A 15,712-nucleotide genomic window follows, 5' to 3' on the forward strand; every position below is an offset into this window, starting at 1 on the left:
GAGCGCAGCGACATCGCGGAGCGACGCGACCGAAGGGAGCGCCCTTGACGGCCCGGACCGACACGGAAGGACAGTGGACTGCCGGGAAACCCCCGGACTCCCTCTGATGCCGCCCGGCCGGAGCTCAGGCCCCGGTGACCCCGCCCAGGAACGCGGCCCAGGCCGTGGGCGCGACGGCCAGCTCGGGCCCGGCCGCCACCTTCGAGTCCCGGATGTGGACGGCGTCGGCGCATGCGGCGACCTCGACGCAGTCGTCGCCCTGGCTTCCGCTGTAGCTGCTCTTGAACCACCGCAACGGGGAGCTGTTCACAGGGATCCTCGCATTCGCATCAACAGGCCCGCACTGTCAGCAGGATTGAGGGCCTGGATACGAAGTTTGGCATACCGCTGATGGAGGAGGCTGATGTCTTTCGGGCCTGAGATGACGAGGCCCGACTGCTGCCCCTCGCTGTAGGCCAGCCACTCGTTGTCCTCGGTTTCCAGGAGTCGGAAGGGGCCGTCGGTGCCCGCGTGGAGAGGCTGGATCGTCGGCATGATCTGGATGTCGACGTTGGGCAGTTTCGCGCATCCCAGCAGGTGGTCGATCTGTTCGCCTGTGACCTCTGAGCCCCCGGTTCGTCGCTCGATCACCGCCTGCTCGATGATGAAGCTGAAAGCGATGTACGGCGTGCGCCTCAGGAGCTTCTGTCGTTCGGCGCGGGCCGTTATGCGCGCCTCGGCCTCGCCGGCCGTAACCAGTGGAGGAACGTTGTCGATCTGCGCCCGCCCATAGGCCTCCGTCTGTAACAGCCCCGGAATCGACCTGCACTCGTACGTATTGAGTGCGACGGCGACGTCCTCCAGCTCCGCCCACCGCCTGAACCACGACGCGAGCCCACGTCGTCGTTGCAGCTGCTTCGCCGCGATGCGGATCACCCCGAACGCGTCCAGTGCCTCCTCCGACCGGTTCACGAACTTCACCGACGGGTGCCGTCGGCCCTGCTCGACCGAGCCGACGTACTGGACCGAGTACCGGACGTGCTCGGCCAGTTGCTCCTGTGTGAGTCCCGCGCGTTTGCGGAAGGCCTTCACGGTCTCCCCGAAGTTCCGCAGGTCGCTGTCCGGCTCGACCTCGCCGTCGCCGCCCTCTTCGTGACTCACCATCGCGGTCACCTCCCGCGTTCAGGTTCACCGGCTGTGACCGTCACTGTCCAGGGCGTGAACTCGTACAGTTGAAAAGTAGCGGTCGACTTTCTGGGAACTGCCCTGACCAACCGGCAGGTTGCTCCCATGACCGCACCCACTGGCCCCGCCCAGGCCCTCGTACGCGTGTTCACTCAGCGTTTCAGCAGCACCCGGCGCGGGGCCCGCCTCGCGCGGTGTCTCGCCGTGGTCGAGCTGCACGACTGGGGGATCCCGCACCGCAGCCCGCTGTCCGAGGACGCGGAGCGGATCGTCGCCGAGTTCACCGCCAACGCCGTCATCCACGGGCACGCCGCCGGCCGGGACTTCGAGCTCAAGCTGACCCTTCTCGGGGGCGTACTGCGCATCGAGGTGTCCGACGCCCGCCGGGAGCGGCGGCCCGCGCTTCAGCCGAACCCGCACCCGCACGCGGACCAGGCCGCGGGCGGCCGCGGGCTGCGGATCGTCGATGCCGTCGCCGCCGACTGGGGCGTCACCGACCGCGTGATCGGCAAGACGGTCTGGGCCGAGCTCGGTCGCGGGTGATATCATTTTTGGGAATCGTATATATGCCCAGTGTGGAGGCCGCGATGTCCCGAACGGTGATCGACCTGGACGACGAGGCCCTGGCGGAAGCCGCCCGGCACCTCGGCACCACGACCAAGCGGGACACCGTGAACGCCGCCCTGCGGGAGATTGCCGATCGACGCCGCAGAGCAGCGGCGGTGGAGCGGATGCGGCAGATGGTCGTCGATGGCGAGATCGATTTCTCCGGCATCGAGGGCGGCGATGACGCGGACGGCGCGGACGGTCCGGGAAGGCGATCGGCTGCGTGAGCGAGAGCTTCCTGATCGACACCAGCGCGCTCATCCGTTTCTACCGCCGACAGGCAGCCCCCGCGTGGGACGAGGTGGTCACCTCGGGAGTCGTGGGGCTGTGCGAACCGGTTCGCCAGGAGTTCCTGCGTGCCGTCGGAGGCCGCCCGGCCTACTACGAGGCCGATGGACTGCTCCGCGAGACCTTCCCGTACTTCGTGGCACGCGACTCCGTATGGGAGGAGACCGCGGCGCTCCAGCAGAGGATGGCGGACGAGGGCTGCCACCAGTGCGCGAGTCCGGTCGACCTGTTCGTCGCCGTCACCGCGCAGCATCACCAACTGACCGTCCTCCACCAAGACGCGGACTTCGAGACCATCGCCCGCATCACGGGGCAGCCCGTGCGGCGCATCGCGGTCTGAGAGCGGCGCCACCGCTTGCGTGCCGCCGACGTCAGGGGCGCCGGCGGGGGGCCGTGTCGTCCGGGTGGTCCGGGCTCGCGAAGTGGAAGGGGACTCCCAGGTGCTCGGCGAGGGCCGTGCCGGAGCGGGTGGCCACCGCGGCGGCCGTGACCCGGTGGACGGTGGCCAACTCGTGTGCGCCGCGCGGGGCGTCGGTGATGGCCGGCAGGACCACGAACCAAGGGACGCTCTCCCGGCGGAAGCTCACGCGGAACTTTCCGGGACGAAGACGCTGACCCGGTAGGTGGACGGGTGGGTGTTGCGGCCGCAGAACTGGTCGATCCGCACGCACTCGGGTGAGATCTCGCGCTCGCTGCAGAGGCGGCGGACGTACTCCTTCATCTCCGTCTGCACCTGCGTCGAGAACAGCGGTTCCCAGTGGCCGCGTACGGCCGCCGCCCGACGGTGGGCACGTTCCCTGCTCCGCTTGCGCTTCTGCTGGCCCGGCATGTGGATCAGCCCCCTTTCGGGGGCCATCGTCGGGCCGGCCGCGCGCCCGCGTCGAACGAATTACAGGTACTGCGCGAAGTCGTCGAGGGCGCGCAGGATTTCGGGTTCCTGCGCCGACGGGAGCTGCAGGACGACCTCCTCGACGCCGAGGTCCGCGTAGTGGGAGAGCTTGCCCGGGCTCGGGTGGACCGCGTACGGGACCACCTGGAGGTTCTTCGGGTCGCGGCCCGCGGTCTCCCAGACCTGGCGCAGCACCGGCAGCGACTCGGTGAGGCCGCCCCCGCCGATGGGGAGCCAGCCGTCGGCGTGGTCGGCGATGGCCGTGAAGAGCTTCGGGCCGGCCGCGCCGCCGATCAGGGTGCGGGGGCCGTGCAGGAGGTGCCCGGGGCCGAGTTCGCGCGGTGCGAGGACCGGCTTGGGGTGGGCCGCGCTGGCCTGGACGGAGGAGAACTGGCCGACGTACGCGGTGGGTTCCGGGGCCCACAGGGCGCGCATCAGGGCCATCCGGTCCCGGACCAGCTCGCGGCGGGTGCGCCACTCGACGCCGTGGTCGGCGGCCTCCTCCACGTTCCAGCCGTAGCCGATCCCGAGGGTGAAGCGGCCGCCGGAGAGGTGGTCGAGCGTGGCGACCTGCTTCGCGAGGGCGATCGGGTCGTGCTGGGTGACGAGGGTGATGCCGGTGCCGAGGGTGAGCCGTTCGGTCACGGCGGCGGCCTGGCCGAGGGCGACGAAGGGGTCGAGGGTGCGCCCGTACATCTCGGGGAGGTCGCCGCCCATGGGCGCGGCGGTGTCGCGGGTGACGGGGATGTGCGTGTGCTCGGGGAGGTAGAGCCCGGCGAACCCGCGCTCCTCCAGAGCGCGGGCGAGGCGGACGGGGGAGAGGGTGTGGTCCGTCAGGAAGATGGTCGTGGCGATCCGCATGGCTGGGGCACCTCCGTGGCTCCTCGGTGGAGGGCCACGCTAAGGCCTGCGCGCCGGATTGTTGAGGGGGCGTCAGCCGATGTCGGTGGGATAGCGGGCCGGCCAGCCGGGGGAGGAGACCTTCGGCCCGTGCAGGGAGGGGCCCTGGGTCATTTCGAGGGCGAAGTCGTCGGCGAGTTCCAGGAGGGTGGCCCGCCCTTCGAGGTCGGCGAGCCAGGCGCCCGGGAGTGCGGTCTCGCCGTGCAGGGCGCCGAGCAGGGCTCCGCAGAGGGCGCCGGCGGAGGTGGAGTCCCCGCCGTGGTTGACGGCGAGGCGCAGGCCGTGCGGGATGTCTTCGGCGACGAGCGCGCAGTAGACGGCCACGGCGAGGGCGTTCGCGGCGTCCGGGCCGCCGGGGCCGCCGTGGCCGTCGCCGGAGGCGAGCGCCGACACGGTGTTCGCCGACGGCGGGCCCTGCGGGACGGCCGCGAGCGCGCGCTGGAGGGCGTCGGTGACGGCTTGGTGGCCGGGGCGGGCTCCGAGCAGGCCCAGGGCGCGCTGGACGGCCGCGTCGAGGGAGTCGCCGCGGGTCAGGCCGTGGACGATGACGGCGAGGCCGCCGGCGGTGAGGTACGCGGCGGGGTGGCCGTGGCTCTGCGCCGCGCACTCGGTGGAGAGCTGGAGGACGAGCCCGGGCTCCCAGCCGACCAGCAGGCCGAAGGGCGCGGAGCGGGCGGCTGCGGCCGCGTCGCGGGCGGCCGGGTTCTTGGGCTGGTCGAGGGTGCCGAGGACGTCGTCGGCGAAGCCGGTGAGGCAGGCGCGGTCGGGGGCGCGGCGGGCGTAGAGCCACTCCTGCTGCGCGAGCCAGCCGTTGTCCTTGCGGCGCTCGTCGGGGCCCCAGTCGTGCTGGGTGGCGGCCCAGCGCCGGTAGGCGCGGTGGATGTCGGTGGGCGGGTGCCAGGCGCCGGTGTCCCGGCGGACGTGGGCGCGGATCAGCCCGTCGACGGTGAACAGGGTGAGCTGGGTGGCGGCGGTGACCGTGCCGCGGGGGCCGTACGGGCCGGCGGCGGGCTCGGTCACGCCCTGCGGGCCGTGGGCTTCGCGGATGGCGTCGAGGGAGAGCGCGGCCACGGGGGCGCCGAGGGCGTCGCCGACGGCGGAGCCGAGGAGCGCGCCGCGGACGCGGCTGCGGAAGTCCTGCTGTTCGGTCCGGCCCCAGAGCCCGGTGGTGACCCGGGTGCGCCCGCCGAGCGTCCCTCCGAGCGTTCCGCCGGGGGTGCGGCCGGCCGCGGCCTCGGGGGCGCGCCCCACCCGGGCCGCGATCCCGGCCGCGGCGGCGGCCCCGCCCGCGATGCGGGCCGTACGGCCCGCATCGGCGCCGCTCCCGCTCCCGGCGCCGCTCCCGCTCCCGGCGCCGCTCCCGGCTCCGGGCCCGTTCCCCGCCCCGCCGACGGTCCCGCCCGCGGGCTCGTCCCGGCCCGCCGGCCGCGGACCGGTGCCGGGAACCGCCGGTATGGAGTGCTTTTCGGTCGTCGTGTCGTCCATCGCGATCCCCCTGCCCCGCCCGGCATGCTCTGGCGCGCACTGTAATGGACACGTCTGATCGAATCCGGAACGAGGGCGTCCAGCAAGCCGTATGTGCGTGCAGAACGGCTGGAATCCGTACCGCGATCCCTCGGCATCTCGTTCACATCCGGTCCGAAACGACCGGCGGATGCCCAGGTGGCGCGCCTTGAACAAGGAGTGGCACGTTTTGCCACTCGCCTTGGAGCCGGTCGGTTCAGGCCATGTCGCGTTCATGCAGAGTTCTCCGGCGGCCAACAGCCTCAAGGGCATGAAGAAGGCACTCCTCGCCGCGACCGCCGTCGCCTCCGCGCTCACCGCTTCCCTGGTCGCAGCCCCCGCCGCCACCGCCTCCCCGGCCTCCACCGGGTGGGACCTCCCCTGGACCGGGCACCACCACGGCCGCACCTCCATACCCTTCACCGAGGCCACCGTCACCGCCGGCGCCGACGGCCGGTTCACGCTGAAGTGGAAGGCCCAGGGCACCAAGCGGGTCGAGATCAAGGCGAACGGCAAGGTCGTCGCCAAGGGCGGCGCCCAGGGCACCGCCGTGGTGTCGGGGCTGCCCGCCGCCGACCGCCAGTGGTTCGACTTCGAGCCCGACCGCGGCGCGGGCCTGCGCCTCGCCGACCGCCTCGTCAAGCTCGAGGGAGCGGTCAACTTCCGCGACGCGGGCGGCTACCGCACCACCACCGGCCAGTGGGTCAAGATGGGCGAGATCTACCGCTCCGACGCCCTGGACAAGCTGACCGCCGCCGACCTGGCGAAGCTCCAGCGACTGCGCGTCAAGAACGTCTTCGACCTCCGCATGGAGAGCGAGCGCACCGCCGGCCCCGACAAGGTCCCGGCCGGCGCCAAGTACACCGTCGCCGACGTCTTCGCGGGCTCCGGCTCCTTCCAGGCCCTGCCGAAGTCCCCCGACGAGGCCGTCAAGGCCATGGTCGACGCCGAGAAGGCGATGGTCGGCGGCGAGGGCGGCAAGAAGGCGTACGGCCAGGTCTTCGAGGGCATGGAGCGCGACCGCGACCGCGCCGTCCTCTTCCACTGCACCGCCGGCAAGGACCGCACCGGCTGGGCGAACGCCTCCCTGCTGACCGCCCTCGGCGTGCCGGGCGACACCGTCATGGCCGACTACCTGGCCAGCAACGACTACCGCAAGGCCGCCAACGACGCGATCCTCTCGCACCTGCCCGCCCCGCAGGCCGCCGTCTACAAGCCGATGCTCGACGTGCGCGCCGAGTACCTCAACTCCGGCTACGACGAGGTGAAGGCGCGGTACGGCACCTTCGACCGCTACCTGAAGGACGGGCTCGGCATCGACGCCCGCGAGCTGAAGCAGCTCAAGAAGGACCTCCTCGTCGGCTGATCCCCGGCCGCCGCCACGAAGGGCCCGGCCGGGACCGCTCCCCGGCCGGGCCCTTCGCGCGCGCCCTCAGTCCAGTACGGGCAGCAGCTCCGGCAGGTGCCCGTCCGAGGCGCGGGCCGCGTCCTGGCGCTCCTGCGGCACCTCCCCGTACAGCGTCGTACGGGCCTTCGCGGGCCGGCCCGCGGCTTCCGCGACCGCGACGAGGTCCCGTACGGACTTGTACGAGCCGTAACCCGACCCCGCCATCCGGGAGATGGTCTCCTCCATCAGCGTCCCGCCGAGGTCGTTCGCCCCCGAGCGCAGCATCTCGGCCGCGCCGTCCGCGCCCAGCTTCACCCAGCTCGTCTGGATGTTGGTGATGTGCGGGTGCAGCAGGATCCTGGCCATCGCCGTCACCGCGCGGTTGTCGCGGACCGTCGGACCGGGCCGGGCGATGCCCGCCAGGTACACCGGCGCGTTCGTGTGGATGAACGGCAGCGTCACGAACTCCGTGAAGCCGCCCGTCCGCTCCTGGATCCGGGCCAGCGTGCGCAAGTGCCCCAGCCAGTGCCGCGGCTGGTCCACGTGCCCGTACATCATGGTCGACGAGGAGCGGATCCCCAGCTCGTGCGCCGTCGTGATGACGTCGATCCAGTCCGCCGTCGGCAGCTTGCCCTTGGTCAGCACCCAGCGGACCTCGTCGTCCAGGATCTCCGCCGCCGTGCCCGGGATGGAATCCAGCCCGGCCTCCTTGGCGGCCGTCAGCCACTCCCGTACGGACATGCCCGTCCGCGTTGCCCCGTTGACGACCTCCATCGGCGAGAACGCGTGCACGTGCATGCCCGGCACCCGCTCCTTCACCGCGCGCGCGATGTCGAAGTACGCCGTCCCGGGCAGGTCCGGGTGGATGCCGCCCTGCATGCACACCTCGACCGCGCCCACGTCCCAGGCCTGGGCGGCCCGGTCGGCGACCTGGTCCAGCGACAGCGTGTACGCGTCGGCGTCCGTGCGGCGCTGCGCGAACGCGCAGAAGCGGCAGCCGGTATAGCAGACGTTCGTGAAGTTGATGTTCCGCGTGACGATGTACGTGACGTCGTCGCCCACCACCGACTTGCGCAGGTCGTCCGCGATCCGGCACAGGGCGTCCAGGGCCGGCCCGTCCGCGTGCAGCAGGGCGAGGGCCTGGGCGTCGGTGAGCTCCGTCGGATCGTCGGCGGCCTGCGCGAGGGCCGCCCGCACGTCGGTGTCGATGCGCTCGGGGACCATGCCGGGGGCGGCCGCCTCGCGCAGTGCCTCCCAGTCCCCGTAGACGTGGTCGAAGTCCTCGCGCCGGTCGGAGGTCCGGCCCTCGGTGTCGATGCTGGCGTGCAGATCGGTGCGCCCGTACGAGCCGAACCCGTCCTCCGGCTCCTGCCAGGGACGGCCGACGACCTCGGCGTCCGGGTTCGCCAGACCCGTCTGCGGATCGGCCAGGGCCCGTACGTGCGGCAACAGCCGCGGGTCCAGCCACGGCTCGCCGCGCCGCACGAACTCCGGGTACACGCAGAGCCGCTCGCGCAGCTCGAAACCGGCCGCCGCGGACTGCTCGGCCAGGGCGTCGATCTGCGGCCACGGCCGCTCGGGGTTCACGTGGTCGGGGGTCAGCGGCGAGACGCCGCCCCAGTCGTCGATGCCCGCGCCGATCAGGCGCGCGTACTCCCCGTCGACCAGGTTGGGCGGGGCCTGCAGGCAGCCGGAGGGGCCCATGATGTGCCGGGCGACGGCCACCGTGGCGACGAGGTCGTCCAGCTCGGCGTCGGGCATGCCGCGCATCGCCGTGTCCGGCTTGGCGCGGAAGTTCTGGATGATCAGCTCCTGCACGCCGTGGTACGAGCGCGCGACCCGGCGCAGCGCGAACAGCGACTCCGCGCGCTCCTCGTAGGTCTCGCCGATCCCGATCAGCAGCCCGGAGGTGAAGGGCACGGAGGACCGTCCGGCGTCCTCCAGCACCCGCAGGCGTACGGCCGGCTCCTTGTCGGGGGAGCCGAAGTGCGGGCCGCCGGGCTCGGACCACAGGCGCGTGGCCGTGGTCTCCAGCATCATCCCCATCGAGGGGGCGACGGGCTTGAGCCGCTGGAAGTCGGCCCACGACATCACGCCGGGGTTCAGGTGGGGGAGGAGCCCGGTCTCCTCCAGGATCAGGATCGAGACGGCCCGCACGTAGGAGATCGTGTCGCTGTAGCCCGCCGCCTCCAGCCACTCGCGGGCCTCGGGCCAGCGCTCCTCGGGCTTGTCCCCGAGGGTGATGAGCGCTTCCTTGCAGCCGAGCGCGGCGCCCCGGCGGGCGATGTCGAGCACCTCGTCGGGGGACATGAACATCCCGTGGCCGGACCGGCGGAGCTTGCCGGGAACGGTCGCGAAGGTGCAGTAGTGGCATTTGTCGCGGCACAGGCGGGTCAGCGGGATGAACACGCTCTTCGAGTACGTGATGACGCCGGGCCGCCCGGCGGCCGCGAGGCCGGCGTCGCGGACCCGGGCGGCGGAGGCGGCGAGGTCTTCGAGGTCCGCGCCGCGCGCCTGGAGGAGTACGGCCGCCTCGGTCGCGTCGAGCGCGACGCCGTCGCGGGCCCGCCGGAGCGCCCTGCGCATCGCGTTGTCGGTCGGAGTCATGCGGTGAGCATACGATCCGACGCCAGGCCGCCGAGGGCGCTCGAATCCGTCATCTCATCAGCTCACCGGCGTTGACCAGCAGGGACTGGCCGGTTATCGCCCGTGCCCGGTCGGAGGCGAGGAACACGGCGGCGTCGGCGACGTCCCCGTCGGTGGCCAGATCGGGCAGCGCCATCCGGTCGGTCAGCCGCTGGTGCACCTCGGCCTCGGGCACCCCTTCGGTGTGCGCGGTGAAGGTGACGAACGCCTGCACGGGCGGGCCCCACATCCACCCGGGCAGCACGGTGTTGACCCGGATCCGGTGCGGGCCGAGCTCGCGGGCCATGGAGTACATGGCGGAGGTCAGGGCCCCCTTGGAGGCGGCGTAGGCGGCCTGCTGCACCTCGTTCGGCGCGGCGACGGCGGACTGCGTGCCGATGATGACGACGGATCCGCCGCGCTCCTTGAGCCCGGGCAGGCAGGCCCGGGTCATCCGCAGCGTGCCCAGCAGGTTCACGTCGAGGATCTGCCGCCAGGTGCCGAAGTCGGCGTCTTCGAGCCCGCCGAAGTACGAGTCCCAGGCGGCGACGTGCACGACGGCGTCGATCCCGCCGAACCGCTCCCGCGCGAGGGCGGCGAGGGCCGCGCACTGGCCCTCGTCGCCGATGTCGGTGGGCAGGTACGCGGTGTGCCGGCCGTCGGGGTCGATCTCGGCGGCGGACTTGGCGAGGTTGGCCTCGGTCCGCGCCCCGAGCACGGCGTTCCCGCCGTCCCGTACGACGGCGGCGGCGACCTGGTGCCCGAGACCGGCCCCGACGCCGGAGACGATGACGGTCTTCCCTTGCAGCAGCATGCGCGTGCCTCCCGGCGCCGAGCCCTGTAGATGACGGTGCGTCAGATTACGGGCGGGGTGCCGAGGAGGGAAGGGGGCGGATCGGGGCCGCCCCGGGCGGGCCCGGGCGCGGCCGGGGCGGGTCCGGGCGCGGCCGGCGGTGGAGGCCGGCCCCGCTACGCGTTCACCGGGCAGTAGGCCTCCACGGCCCCGGCCAGGCGGGTCAGGCCCTCCGTGATCTCGGCCGGGGTGTGGGTGGTGAACGACAGGCGCAGCGTGCGGGGGTCCGGGGAGCCCGTGTGGAACGGGGCTCCGGGGACGTACGCCACGTCGCGGGAGACCGCCGCGGTCAGCAGGGCCGTCGCGTCCCAGCCCTCCGGAAGGCGGGCCCACACGAACATGCCGCCCTCCGGCCGGTTCCAGTCCGAGCCCGGCGGAAGGGCCGCGCCCAGGCCCGACAGCAGCGCGTCGCGCCGCTCCCGGTAGGCCGCGCGGACCGTGGCGATGTGCGCGTCGAGGTCCACCGCGCGCAGGTAGTGGGCCGCCGCCAGCTGGTCCACGGTGGACGTGTGCAGGTCCGCCGCCTGCTTGGCCACCACCGCCGCGCGCCGCAGCGCGGCGGGCGCGCGGAGCCAGCCCAGCCGCAGCCCCGGGGCCATGACCTTGGAGAAGCTCCCGAGCAGCGCCGTACGGTCCCGCGCCCCCGGGTGCGCCGCGAGCCACGGGACCTCGGTCCCCTCGTACCGGAGCTCCCCGTACGGGTCGTCCTCCACGAGCCACAGCCCGCGCCTCGCCGCGATCTCGGCCACCGCCGCCCGGCGGTGGCCCGGCAGGGTGCGCCCGGTGGGGTTCTGGAAGGTGGGCACCGAGTAGAGGAGCTTCGGCCGCTCCCGCGCCACGATCTCCTCCAGCGCGTCGGGCAGGATGCCGTCCCCGTCGCAGGGGACGGGTATCACCCGCGCCCCCGCCTGTCCGAAGCACTGGAGCGCCGCCAGGTAGGTGGGGTTCTCGACGAGGACGGCATCGCCCGGTTCGACGAGCGTCGCGGCGATCAGCGCGAGGGCCTGCTGGGACCCGGTGGTGATCAGCACGTCGTCCGCGCCGGTCGCCAGCCCCCGGGCGCTCGCCCGCGCGGCCACCGCCTCGCGCAGCTCCGGCGCGCCCTCGGTGGTCGAGTACTGCAGCGCCCGGGCGGCCGATGCCGCGAAGGCGGCGTCGTACGCGGCCCGCAGGCCCTCGGTGTCGAAGAGCTCCGGCGCGGGCAGACCGCCGGCGAAGGAGATCACGCCGGGGCGCGCGGTGAGGGCCAGGATCTCGCGGATCGGCGACCCGGCGACGGCGGTGGCGCGGGCGGCGAACGCGGGCGGGGGGAGGGTGGCGGTGGCGGGCATGGTGCTCCTTCGGGGGAGGCGGGTGCGCGCATCCTAGGCGGTGAAGCATGTAGACGGCATCTATATGTCAAGGGGTGGAACGTGCCGCGAGGGCTCGTCATCTGACGTTGCATCAGCTAGACCCTTGGGCATGACGACACACGAGCACCGCGAGGACGCCCGGGCCGGGGACTACGCCGACCTGGCGGCGGTGGGCCCGTACGGGGTCCGCCCCGGCCACGCCCTGATCACCATGGTGGAGCCGCACCCGGGCCACGAGTACGCGTACAACCGCTGGTACGAGGACGACCACTACTACGCAGGCGCCATGGCCATGCCCTGGATGTACGCGGGCCGCCGCTGGGTCGCCACCCGTGAGCTGCAGCGGCTGCGCTACCCGGAGAAATCGGCCGTGGCCCAGCCCGTCACCGCCGGGTGCTACATCTCCACGTACTGGGTCACCGAAGGCCGCTACGACGAGCACATGAAGTGGACGGTCGGCATCAACAAGCGGCTGAACCGGGACGGTCGCGTCTACCAGGACCGCACCCACGTCTTCACGGCCTTCCAGGACCACGAGGCCACGGTCTACCGCGACGGGGCCGCGGGTCCCCGGGACTTCCACGCCCTCGACCACCCGTACGCCGGCCTGGTCCTCCAGGTCGTCGACGCCGACGGCCCCGAGCAGCGGGCGGAGCTGCTGGAGTGGCTGCGCTCGCGCGCCCTGCCGAAGAGGCTGCACGGGTCACCCGCGGCGATGGTGACGGTCTTCCGGCCGACCCCGCTGCCCGGTGACCGGATGACGTACGTCAAGCAGGTCGAGGGGGTCGACACCCGGCTGACGCTGCTGTGGTTCCTGGAGGCCGATCCGCGCACCTGCTGGGACCGGTTCCAGGGCCTGGACGCCGAGGTGGCGGAGGCGGGGCTGGGGCGGGTGGAGCTGGTGGCGCCGTTCATCCCGACGGTCCCGGGGACGGACCGGTACGTGGGGGAGCTCCGCTAGGCGGGGCCGGGCGCGGGGCGGCGCGGGGCGGGGCGGGGGTTGGGGCGGGCGCGGAATCCGGCTCAGGCTCCGGCTCCGGGCATGACCGAGCCCCCTCGGCCGGGACGGCGGGCCAGTCGAGAGGGCTTCAGTCAGTGGTGCCGGTGGTGCGGGTGATGCGGTCGTTGCGCGTGATGCAGAGGAGGGATCAGCGGGGCCGTACGTCGTGACGTTCAGGCGAGGCGTCCCAGCCGGCCCTCGGTGACGTCGGCGACGAACGAGGTCCAGGAACCCGGCGCGAAGGTGAGGGAAGGACCGTCCTGCACCTTCGAGTCGCGGACCGCGACGGCCTCCACGACGGGGGACTTGACCTCGACGCAAGCGCCGTTTCCGCCGGAGTAGGAGGACTTGATCCAGTTGTCCGTGGCGCCCTGACGAATAGCCATGTTTCTCTCCGGTTCAGCGAGTTGTGCCAGTGAGGTGTCGGCCATTTCGCTTCCCTGACCGACGTGATCGACGCTACCGGCACCTCTCGACAGGTGAAGGGGTCATTCACCCGACCGAGTGGCATATTCCATTCAGGACTTCTGTGGCTGGGGAGTGACGGTGTACCGTGCCGACCCCCCTCGCCACCTGCCCGGTTTTCTCCTCTTTTACCTGTTTCCCGGTTCCGGTTTCCCGCTTCCCCGTTCCTACTTCCCGCCGCCCGCGTACTGGCCGATGATCTCGGCGATGAACTGACGGGTCTGCTCCACGTTCAGGGCCTGCGCGCGCAGGTGCTCGTACATCACGCTGTACTTCTGCACGTCGTTGGCCTTCTCCAGGTACAAATCGCTCGTCACGCCCTCGATGTAGACCACGGTCGAGTCCGACGCGTCGGGGAACTCCAGGATCGCGTACTGGCCGTTCACGCCCGGATGGGCGCCCATCGAGAACGGCATCACCTGCACGGTGATGTACGGCTGCTCGGACTGCTCTATCAAGTACTCGAGCTGCTTGATCATCAACTGCGGGTCGCCCACGTGGCGGCGCAGTGCGGCCTCGTCGATGACCGCCCACAGTCGCAACGGCCCGACGTCCGGATTGTTGTTGTCCGTTTCGGAGAGCCGTTTCTGCCGGTGCATGCGCACTTGTACGCGCTTCTCGACATCGGCCGGGGCGGTCTCGGGCAGCGCGCCGCGGATGAGGGCCTGGGCGTACTCCGGGGTCTGGAGCAGGCCGGGCACCATCTGGGGTTCGTAGGTGCGCAGGCTGGCCGCATCGGTCTCGAGTCCGATGTACACGCTGTACGGGATGTCGCCGAAGGCGTGCCACCACCCCTGCTGGCGGGAGTCCTTGGCCATCTGCATGAGGGAGTCGACGAGCCGGCGGTCCTCGACCTCGTACACGTCGCACAGGTCGCGGACGTCGCGCTGACTGATGGAACGGCGGCCGTTCTCCAGCCTGCTGATCTTCGACTGGGAGACGAGCAGGCGTTCGGCGACCTGCTCGGCCGTCATGCCCTTGTCCTCGCGGAGCTTGCGCAACTCCATGCCCAGTCGGCGGCGTCGGACGGTGGGATTGACATTGGACGCCACGTGAACGGCACCTCCGCCTTCTTCTGTTCTGTCTCTCTGCGTGTCTGATGGTGAGCAGACTGCCACCGAAGGGCGGGGCGGCGCCGGAGAACGGCCCGGAAATGCGGACGCGCGGGATGGCGGGACCGGCGGACCGGCCCCGCCATCCCGCGCGTCGGCGGCTCCCGAACCGGGTCATCGGGGACGCCGGTTGCGGCGATGGCGGTTCGGTGGAGCGGTGAATCGGTAAAGCCGTGGATCCGAAATTCCTTCGGTCCGGTGGATCCGGTGGATCGGGTGTATCGGTTCGATACGGGTGGATCGGTCGGATCTGATCAGTGCGCGGCCACACCGGCGCGGGCCATCGCGCCCGTCCGGCGCGCCTGCAGCGGAACGCCGTTCGCCGTGGCCCGGGCGGGCGGCGGGGCCGCCGGTGCGCGGTCACGGCGCGGCTGCGCAGCCACACCGTTCTGGACGTCCATGACGGCGTGCGCCACGAGACCGCCCATCGGGTCGTGCCGGATCAGATCCCGCAGCCGGGACCTGGACGACCGCCCCTCGTTGCCGGGGTACAGGTGCTTGCCGAGTCCGACCGCGTGGGCCAGTGCGGCGAGCGCCGCGGTCCGCGGGTCCGGCGGTACACCGGTGCGGATCGCACTGTCGAGCCGGGCACGGATCTCCCGGCTGATCGCCGTGTCGGTCGCCTGGTAGCGAGTCGTCGGCAGCACTCCGCACATCTGACCCGCGACGGCATGCACCATGCCGCAACGCTCCAGATGAGCGAGGTAAATCTGGCGGAGCCCCAGCCGGGGTCCACCGATCCAGTGGACTGCCCGAACCGGGCTGCCGCGCCTGCGCAGCAGTTCCAGTGCGGAGTCCAGAGTCGGATCTCCTGTCGGCCGTGGCATCACCACGGCGATACGATCCCCGTCAGGGGCTATCCGTCCTGCCAGAGCCAGCTCTACTAGCTGTGCCCCGGCCAGGCCGAGGTCGAGCGACTGCGGCTGCGCCGTGGTACCCGTGGTCGGGTCCAAAGCGAGCAGTAGAAGCTCCTCCGGAATTGTTCTGCGGCTCCTGCCCATCCATGCCTCCCCGCGTGGATGAGTGACAGGGTGACGCCTCTCACATTCATCTGTCGAGAGCGCGTGGTCGGTTTGTGGGGGAACTGGCAACTATGTCGTTCTCGTCTAGCACGGGGGCGATGCCCCCTAGACGGGACACTGTTAGACATTCGGACAGCCGGACGTGGTGGCGATCGAGGAGGAACTGGTGGCGGGCGAGTCCCCCGACAAGTCGGTTGATGAAGGAGCGCCGGGGGCGGCGATGTCCTCCGCGGAGCGTGACCCGAGGCTGTCGGTGTTCCGGCCGCGGGAGCCCGAATCCGGGACCTCCGCCGCTGCCTCCGGCGAGGACCGGGATCCGCTGCGCGACGCGGTGGCGGCGTGGGTGGCCACGACCGAAGACGAGACCGGTACCGAAGCCGAGACGGAGGCCGAGCCCGAGGGTGAGGCCGGGACCGGGTCCTCCGGACGGGTGGACGCGTCCGCGGATTCCGCCAAGGCGGGTGCGGACGCTCCGGCCCCGGATTCGGCCAAGGCGGGTGCGGACGCTCCGGCCCCGGATTCGGCCAAGGCGGGTGCGGACGCTCC

17 protein-coding genes and 1 pseudogene are annotated in these 15,712 nt (G+C 72.0%); 6 read left to right on the top strand and 12 right to left on the bottom strand.

The features are described 5' to 3' along the window. Positions 1–124: 124 nt before the first annotated feature. On the bottom strand, positions 125–310 hold the full coding sequence (locus K7B10_RS23135; protein WP_229338701.1) for a DUF397 domain-containing protein: 186 nt from the start codon (positions 308–310) through the stop codon (positions 125–127). Next, positions 307–1,143, bottom strand: coding sequence for a helix-turn-helix domain-containing protein (locus K7B10_RS23140; RefSeq protein WP_229338703.1), 837 nt, complete (start codon positions 1,141–1,143; stop codon positions 307–309). Before K7B10_RS23140 ends, K7B10_RS23135 begins: the two co-directional genes overlap by 4 nt. A gap of 126 nt (positions 1,144–1,269) precedes the next feature. Here K7B10_RS23140 and K7B10_RS23145 point away from each other — a divergent pair, with 126 nt between their 5' ends. The 3 genes from K7B10_RS23145 to K7B10_RS23155 are packed head-to-tail and all read left to right on the top strand — an operon-like array spanning position 1,270 to position 2,398. Next, positions 1,270–1,707, top strand: a complete 438-nt coding sequence (locus tag K7B10_RS23145) for an ATP-binding protein (RefSeq protein ID WP_229338705.1) — start codon at positions 1,270–1,272, stop codon at positions 1,705–1,707. A gap of 44 nt (positions 1,708–1,751) precedes the next feature. Then, the gene (locus K7B10_RS23150; RefSeq protein WP_229345311.1) at positions 1,752–1,997 is read left to right on the top strand and encodes a type II toxin-antitoxin system VapB family antitoxin; all 246 of its coding nucleotides are present in this window, start codon (positions 1,752–1,754) and stop codon (positions 1,995–1,997) included. Continuing rightward, positions 1,994–2,398: a PIN domain nuclease gene (locus K7B10_RS23155; RefSeq protein ID WP_229338707.1), complete on the top strand. Its 405-nt coding sequence runs from the start codon at positions 1,994–1,996 to the stop codon at positions 2,396–2,398. Before K7B10_RS23150 ends, K7B10_RS23155 begins: the two co-directional genes overlap by 4 nt. A 31-nt stretch (positions 2,399–2,429) precedes the next feature. On the opposite strand, the gene K7B10_RS23160 is transcribed toward K7B10_RS23155, so the two are convergent. From K7B10_RS23160 to K7B10_RS23175, 4 genes are all read right to left on the bottom strand, one after another. After that, positions 2,430–2,645 carry a hypothetical protein gene (locus K7B10_RS23160; RefSeq protein WP_229338709.1) on the bottom strand — a complete coding sequence of 72 codons (216 nt, stop codon included), beginning with the start codon at positions 2,643–2,645 and terminating at the stop codon, positions 2,430–2,432. Continuing rightward, positions 2,642–2,887 (bottom strand): hypothetical protein, encoded by a 246-nt coding sequence (locus K7B10_RS23165; RefSeq protein WP_229338712.1) that lies wholly within the window; start codon positions 2,885–2,887, stop codon positions 2,642–2,644. The genes K7B10_RS23160 and K7B10_RS23165 overlap by 4 nt, the downstream gene beginning before the upstream one ends. A 60-nt stretch (positions 2,888–2,947) precedes the next feature. Beyond that, positions 2,948–3,808, bottom strand: coding sequence for a TIGR03619 family F420-dependent LLM class oxidoreductase (locus K7B10_RS23170; protein WP_229338714.1), 861 nt, complete (start codon positions 3,806–3,808; stop codon positions 2,948–2,950). A 72-nt stretch (positions 3,809–3,880) separates the two neighbouring features. Continuing rightward, positions 3,881–5,140: an ADP-ribosylglycohydrolase family protein gene (locus tag K7B10_RS23175; protein WP_372481560.1), complete on the bottom strand. Its 1,260-nt coding sequence runs from the start codon at positions 5,138–5,140 to the stop codon at positions 3,881–3,883. A gap of 445 nt (positions 5,141–5,585) precedes the next feature. Between K7B10_RS23175 and K7B10_RS23180 the strand changes: the two genes are divergently transcribed. Then, positions 5,586–6,716: a tyrosine-protein phosphatase gene (locus tag K7B10_RS23180; RefSeq protein WP_229338716.1), complete on the top strand. Its 1,131-nt coding sequence runs from the start codon at positions 5,586–5,588 to the stop codon at positions 6,714–6,716. A 66-nt stretch (positions 6,717–6,782) separates the two neighbouring features. Here the strand turns inward: K7B10_RS23180 and K7B10_RS23185 are convergent, their stop codons facing one another. The 3 genes from K7B10_RS23185 to K7B10_RS23195 all read right to left on the bottom strand — a co-directional run bounded on the left by K7B10_RS23185 (position 6,783) and on the right by K7B10_RS23195 (position 11,546). Next, positions 6,783–9,344 (bottom strand): bifunctional FO biosynthesis protein CofGH, encoded by a 2,562-nt coding sequence (locus tag K7B10_RS23185; protein WP_229338718.1) that lies wholly within the window; start codon positions 9,342–9,344, stop codon positions 6,783–6,785. A 49-nt stretch (positions 9,345–9,393) separates the two neighbouring features. Further along, positions 9,394–10,176, bottom strand: coding sequence for an SDR family oxidoreductase (locus K7B10_RS23190; protein WP_229338719.1), 783 nt, complete (start codon positions 10,174–10,176; stop codon positions 9,394–9,396). A 155-nt stretch (positions 10,177–10,331) separates the two neighbouring features. Continuing rightward, positions 10,332–11,546: an aminotransferase-like domain-containing protein gene (locus tag K7B10_RS23195; RefSeq protein WP_229338721.1), complete on the bottom strand. Its 1,215-nt coding sequence runs from the start codon at positions 11,544–11,546 to the stop codon at positions 10,332–10,334. A gap of 130 nt (positions 11,547–11,676) precedes the next feature. Between K7B10_RS23195 and K7B10_RS23200 the strand changes: the two genes are divergently transcribed. Further along, complete coding sequence (locus K7B10_RS23200) at positions 11,677–12,528, top strand: hypothetical protein (RefSeq protein ID WP_229338723.1); 852 nt, start codon at positions 11,677–11,679, stop codon at positions 12,526–12,528. A gap of 212 nt (positions 12,529–12,740) precedes the next feature. On the opposite strand, the gene K7B10_RS23205 is transcribed toward K7B10_RS23200, so the two are convergent. The 3 genes from K7B10_RS23205 to K7B10_RS23215 all read right to left on the bottom strand — a co-directional run bounded on the left by K7B10_RS23205 (position 12,741) and on the right by K7B10_RS23215 (position 15,145). Beyond that, positions 12,741–12,953, bottom strand: coding sequence for a DUF397 domain-containing protein (locus K7B10_RS23205; RefSeq protein ID WP_229338725.1), 213 nt, complete (start codon positions 12,951–12,953; stop codon positions 12,741–12,743). 246 nt (positions 12,954–13,199) lie between these two features. Next, positions 13,200–14,084, bottom strand: a complete 885-nt coding sequence (locus K7B10_RS23210) for a helix-turn-helix domain-containing protein (protein WP_229338727.1) — start codon at positions 14,082–14,084, stop codon at positions 13,200–13,202. Positions 14,085–14,398: 314 nt separating this feature from the next. Beyond that, a complete protein-coding gene (locus K7B10_RS23215) occupies positions 14,399–15,145 on the bottom strand; it encodes a GOLPH3/VPS74 family protein (protein ID WP_030865569.1) in 747 nt (248 codons plus the stop codon). Positions 15,146–15,308: 163 nt separating this feature from the next. Here K7B10_RS23215 and K7B10_RS23220 point away from each other — a divergent pair. After that, positions 15,309–15,712, top strand: a pseudogene (locus tag K7B10_RS23220) (hypothetical protein); the annotation flags it as partial.

Source organism: Streptomyces flavotricini (genome assembly GCF_020639365.1).
Classification (GTDB): Bacteria; Actinomycetota; Actinomycetes; order Streptomycetales; family Streptomycetaceae; genus Streptomyces; species Streptomyces flavotricini.

What these genes read in the sequence shown, in the direction of transcription:
- K7B10_RS23140 (WP_229338703.1), bottom strand. Translation starts at nt 1,143, where the DNA reads ATGGTGAGTCACGAAGAGGGCGGCGACGGCGAGGTCGAGCCGGACAGC.
- K7B10_RS23145 (WP_229338705.1), top strand. Translation starts at nt 1,270, where the DNA reads ATGACCGCACCCACTGGCCCCGCCCAGGCCCTCGTACGCGTGTTCACT.
- K7B10_RS23150 (WP_229345311.1), top strand. Translation starts at nt 1,752, where the DNA reads ATGTCCCGAACGGTGATCGACCTGGACGACGAGGCCCTGGCGGAAGCC.
- K7B10_RS23165 (WP_229338712.1), bottom strand. Translation starts at nt 2,887, where the DNA reads ATGCCGGGCCAGCAGAAGCGCAAGCGGAGCAGGGAACGTGCCCACCGT.
- K7B10_RS23170 (WP_229338714.1), bottom strand. Translation starts at nt 3,808, where the DNA reads ATGCGGATCGCCACGACCATCTTCCTGACGGACCACACCCTCTCCCCC.
- K7B10_RS23180 (WP_229338716.1), top strand. Translation starts at nt 5,586, where the DNA reads ATGCAGAGTTCTCCGGCGGCCAACAGCCTCAAGGGCATGAAGAAGGCA.
- K7B10_RS23185 (WP_229338718.1), bottom strand. Translation starts at nt 9,344, where the DNA reads ATGACTCCGACCGACAACGCGATGCGCAGGGCGCTCCGGCGGGCCCGC.
- K7B10_RS23190 (WP_229338719.1), bottom strand. Translation starts at nt 10,176, where the DNA reads ATGCTGCTGCAAGGGAAGACCGTCATCGTCTCCGGCGTCGGGGCCGGT.
- K7B10_RS23195 (WP_229338721.1), bottom strand. Translation starts at nt 11,546, where the DNA reads ATGCCCGCCACCGCCACCCTCCCCCCGCCCGCGTTCGCCGCCCGCGCC.
- K7B10_RS23200 (WP_229338723.1), top strand. Translation starts at nt 11,677, where the DNA reads ATGACGACACACGAGCACCGCGAGGACGCCCGGGCCGGGGACTACGCC.
- K7B10_RS23205 (WP_229338725.1), bottom strand. Translation starts at nt 12,953, where the DNA reads ATGGCTATTCGTCAGGGCGCCACGGACAACTGGATCAAGTCCTCCTAC.
- K7B10_RS23215 (WP_030865569.1), bottom strand. Translation starts at nt 15,145, where the DNA reads ATGGGCAGGAGCCGCAGAACAATTCCGGAGGAGCTTCTACTGCTCGCT.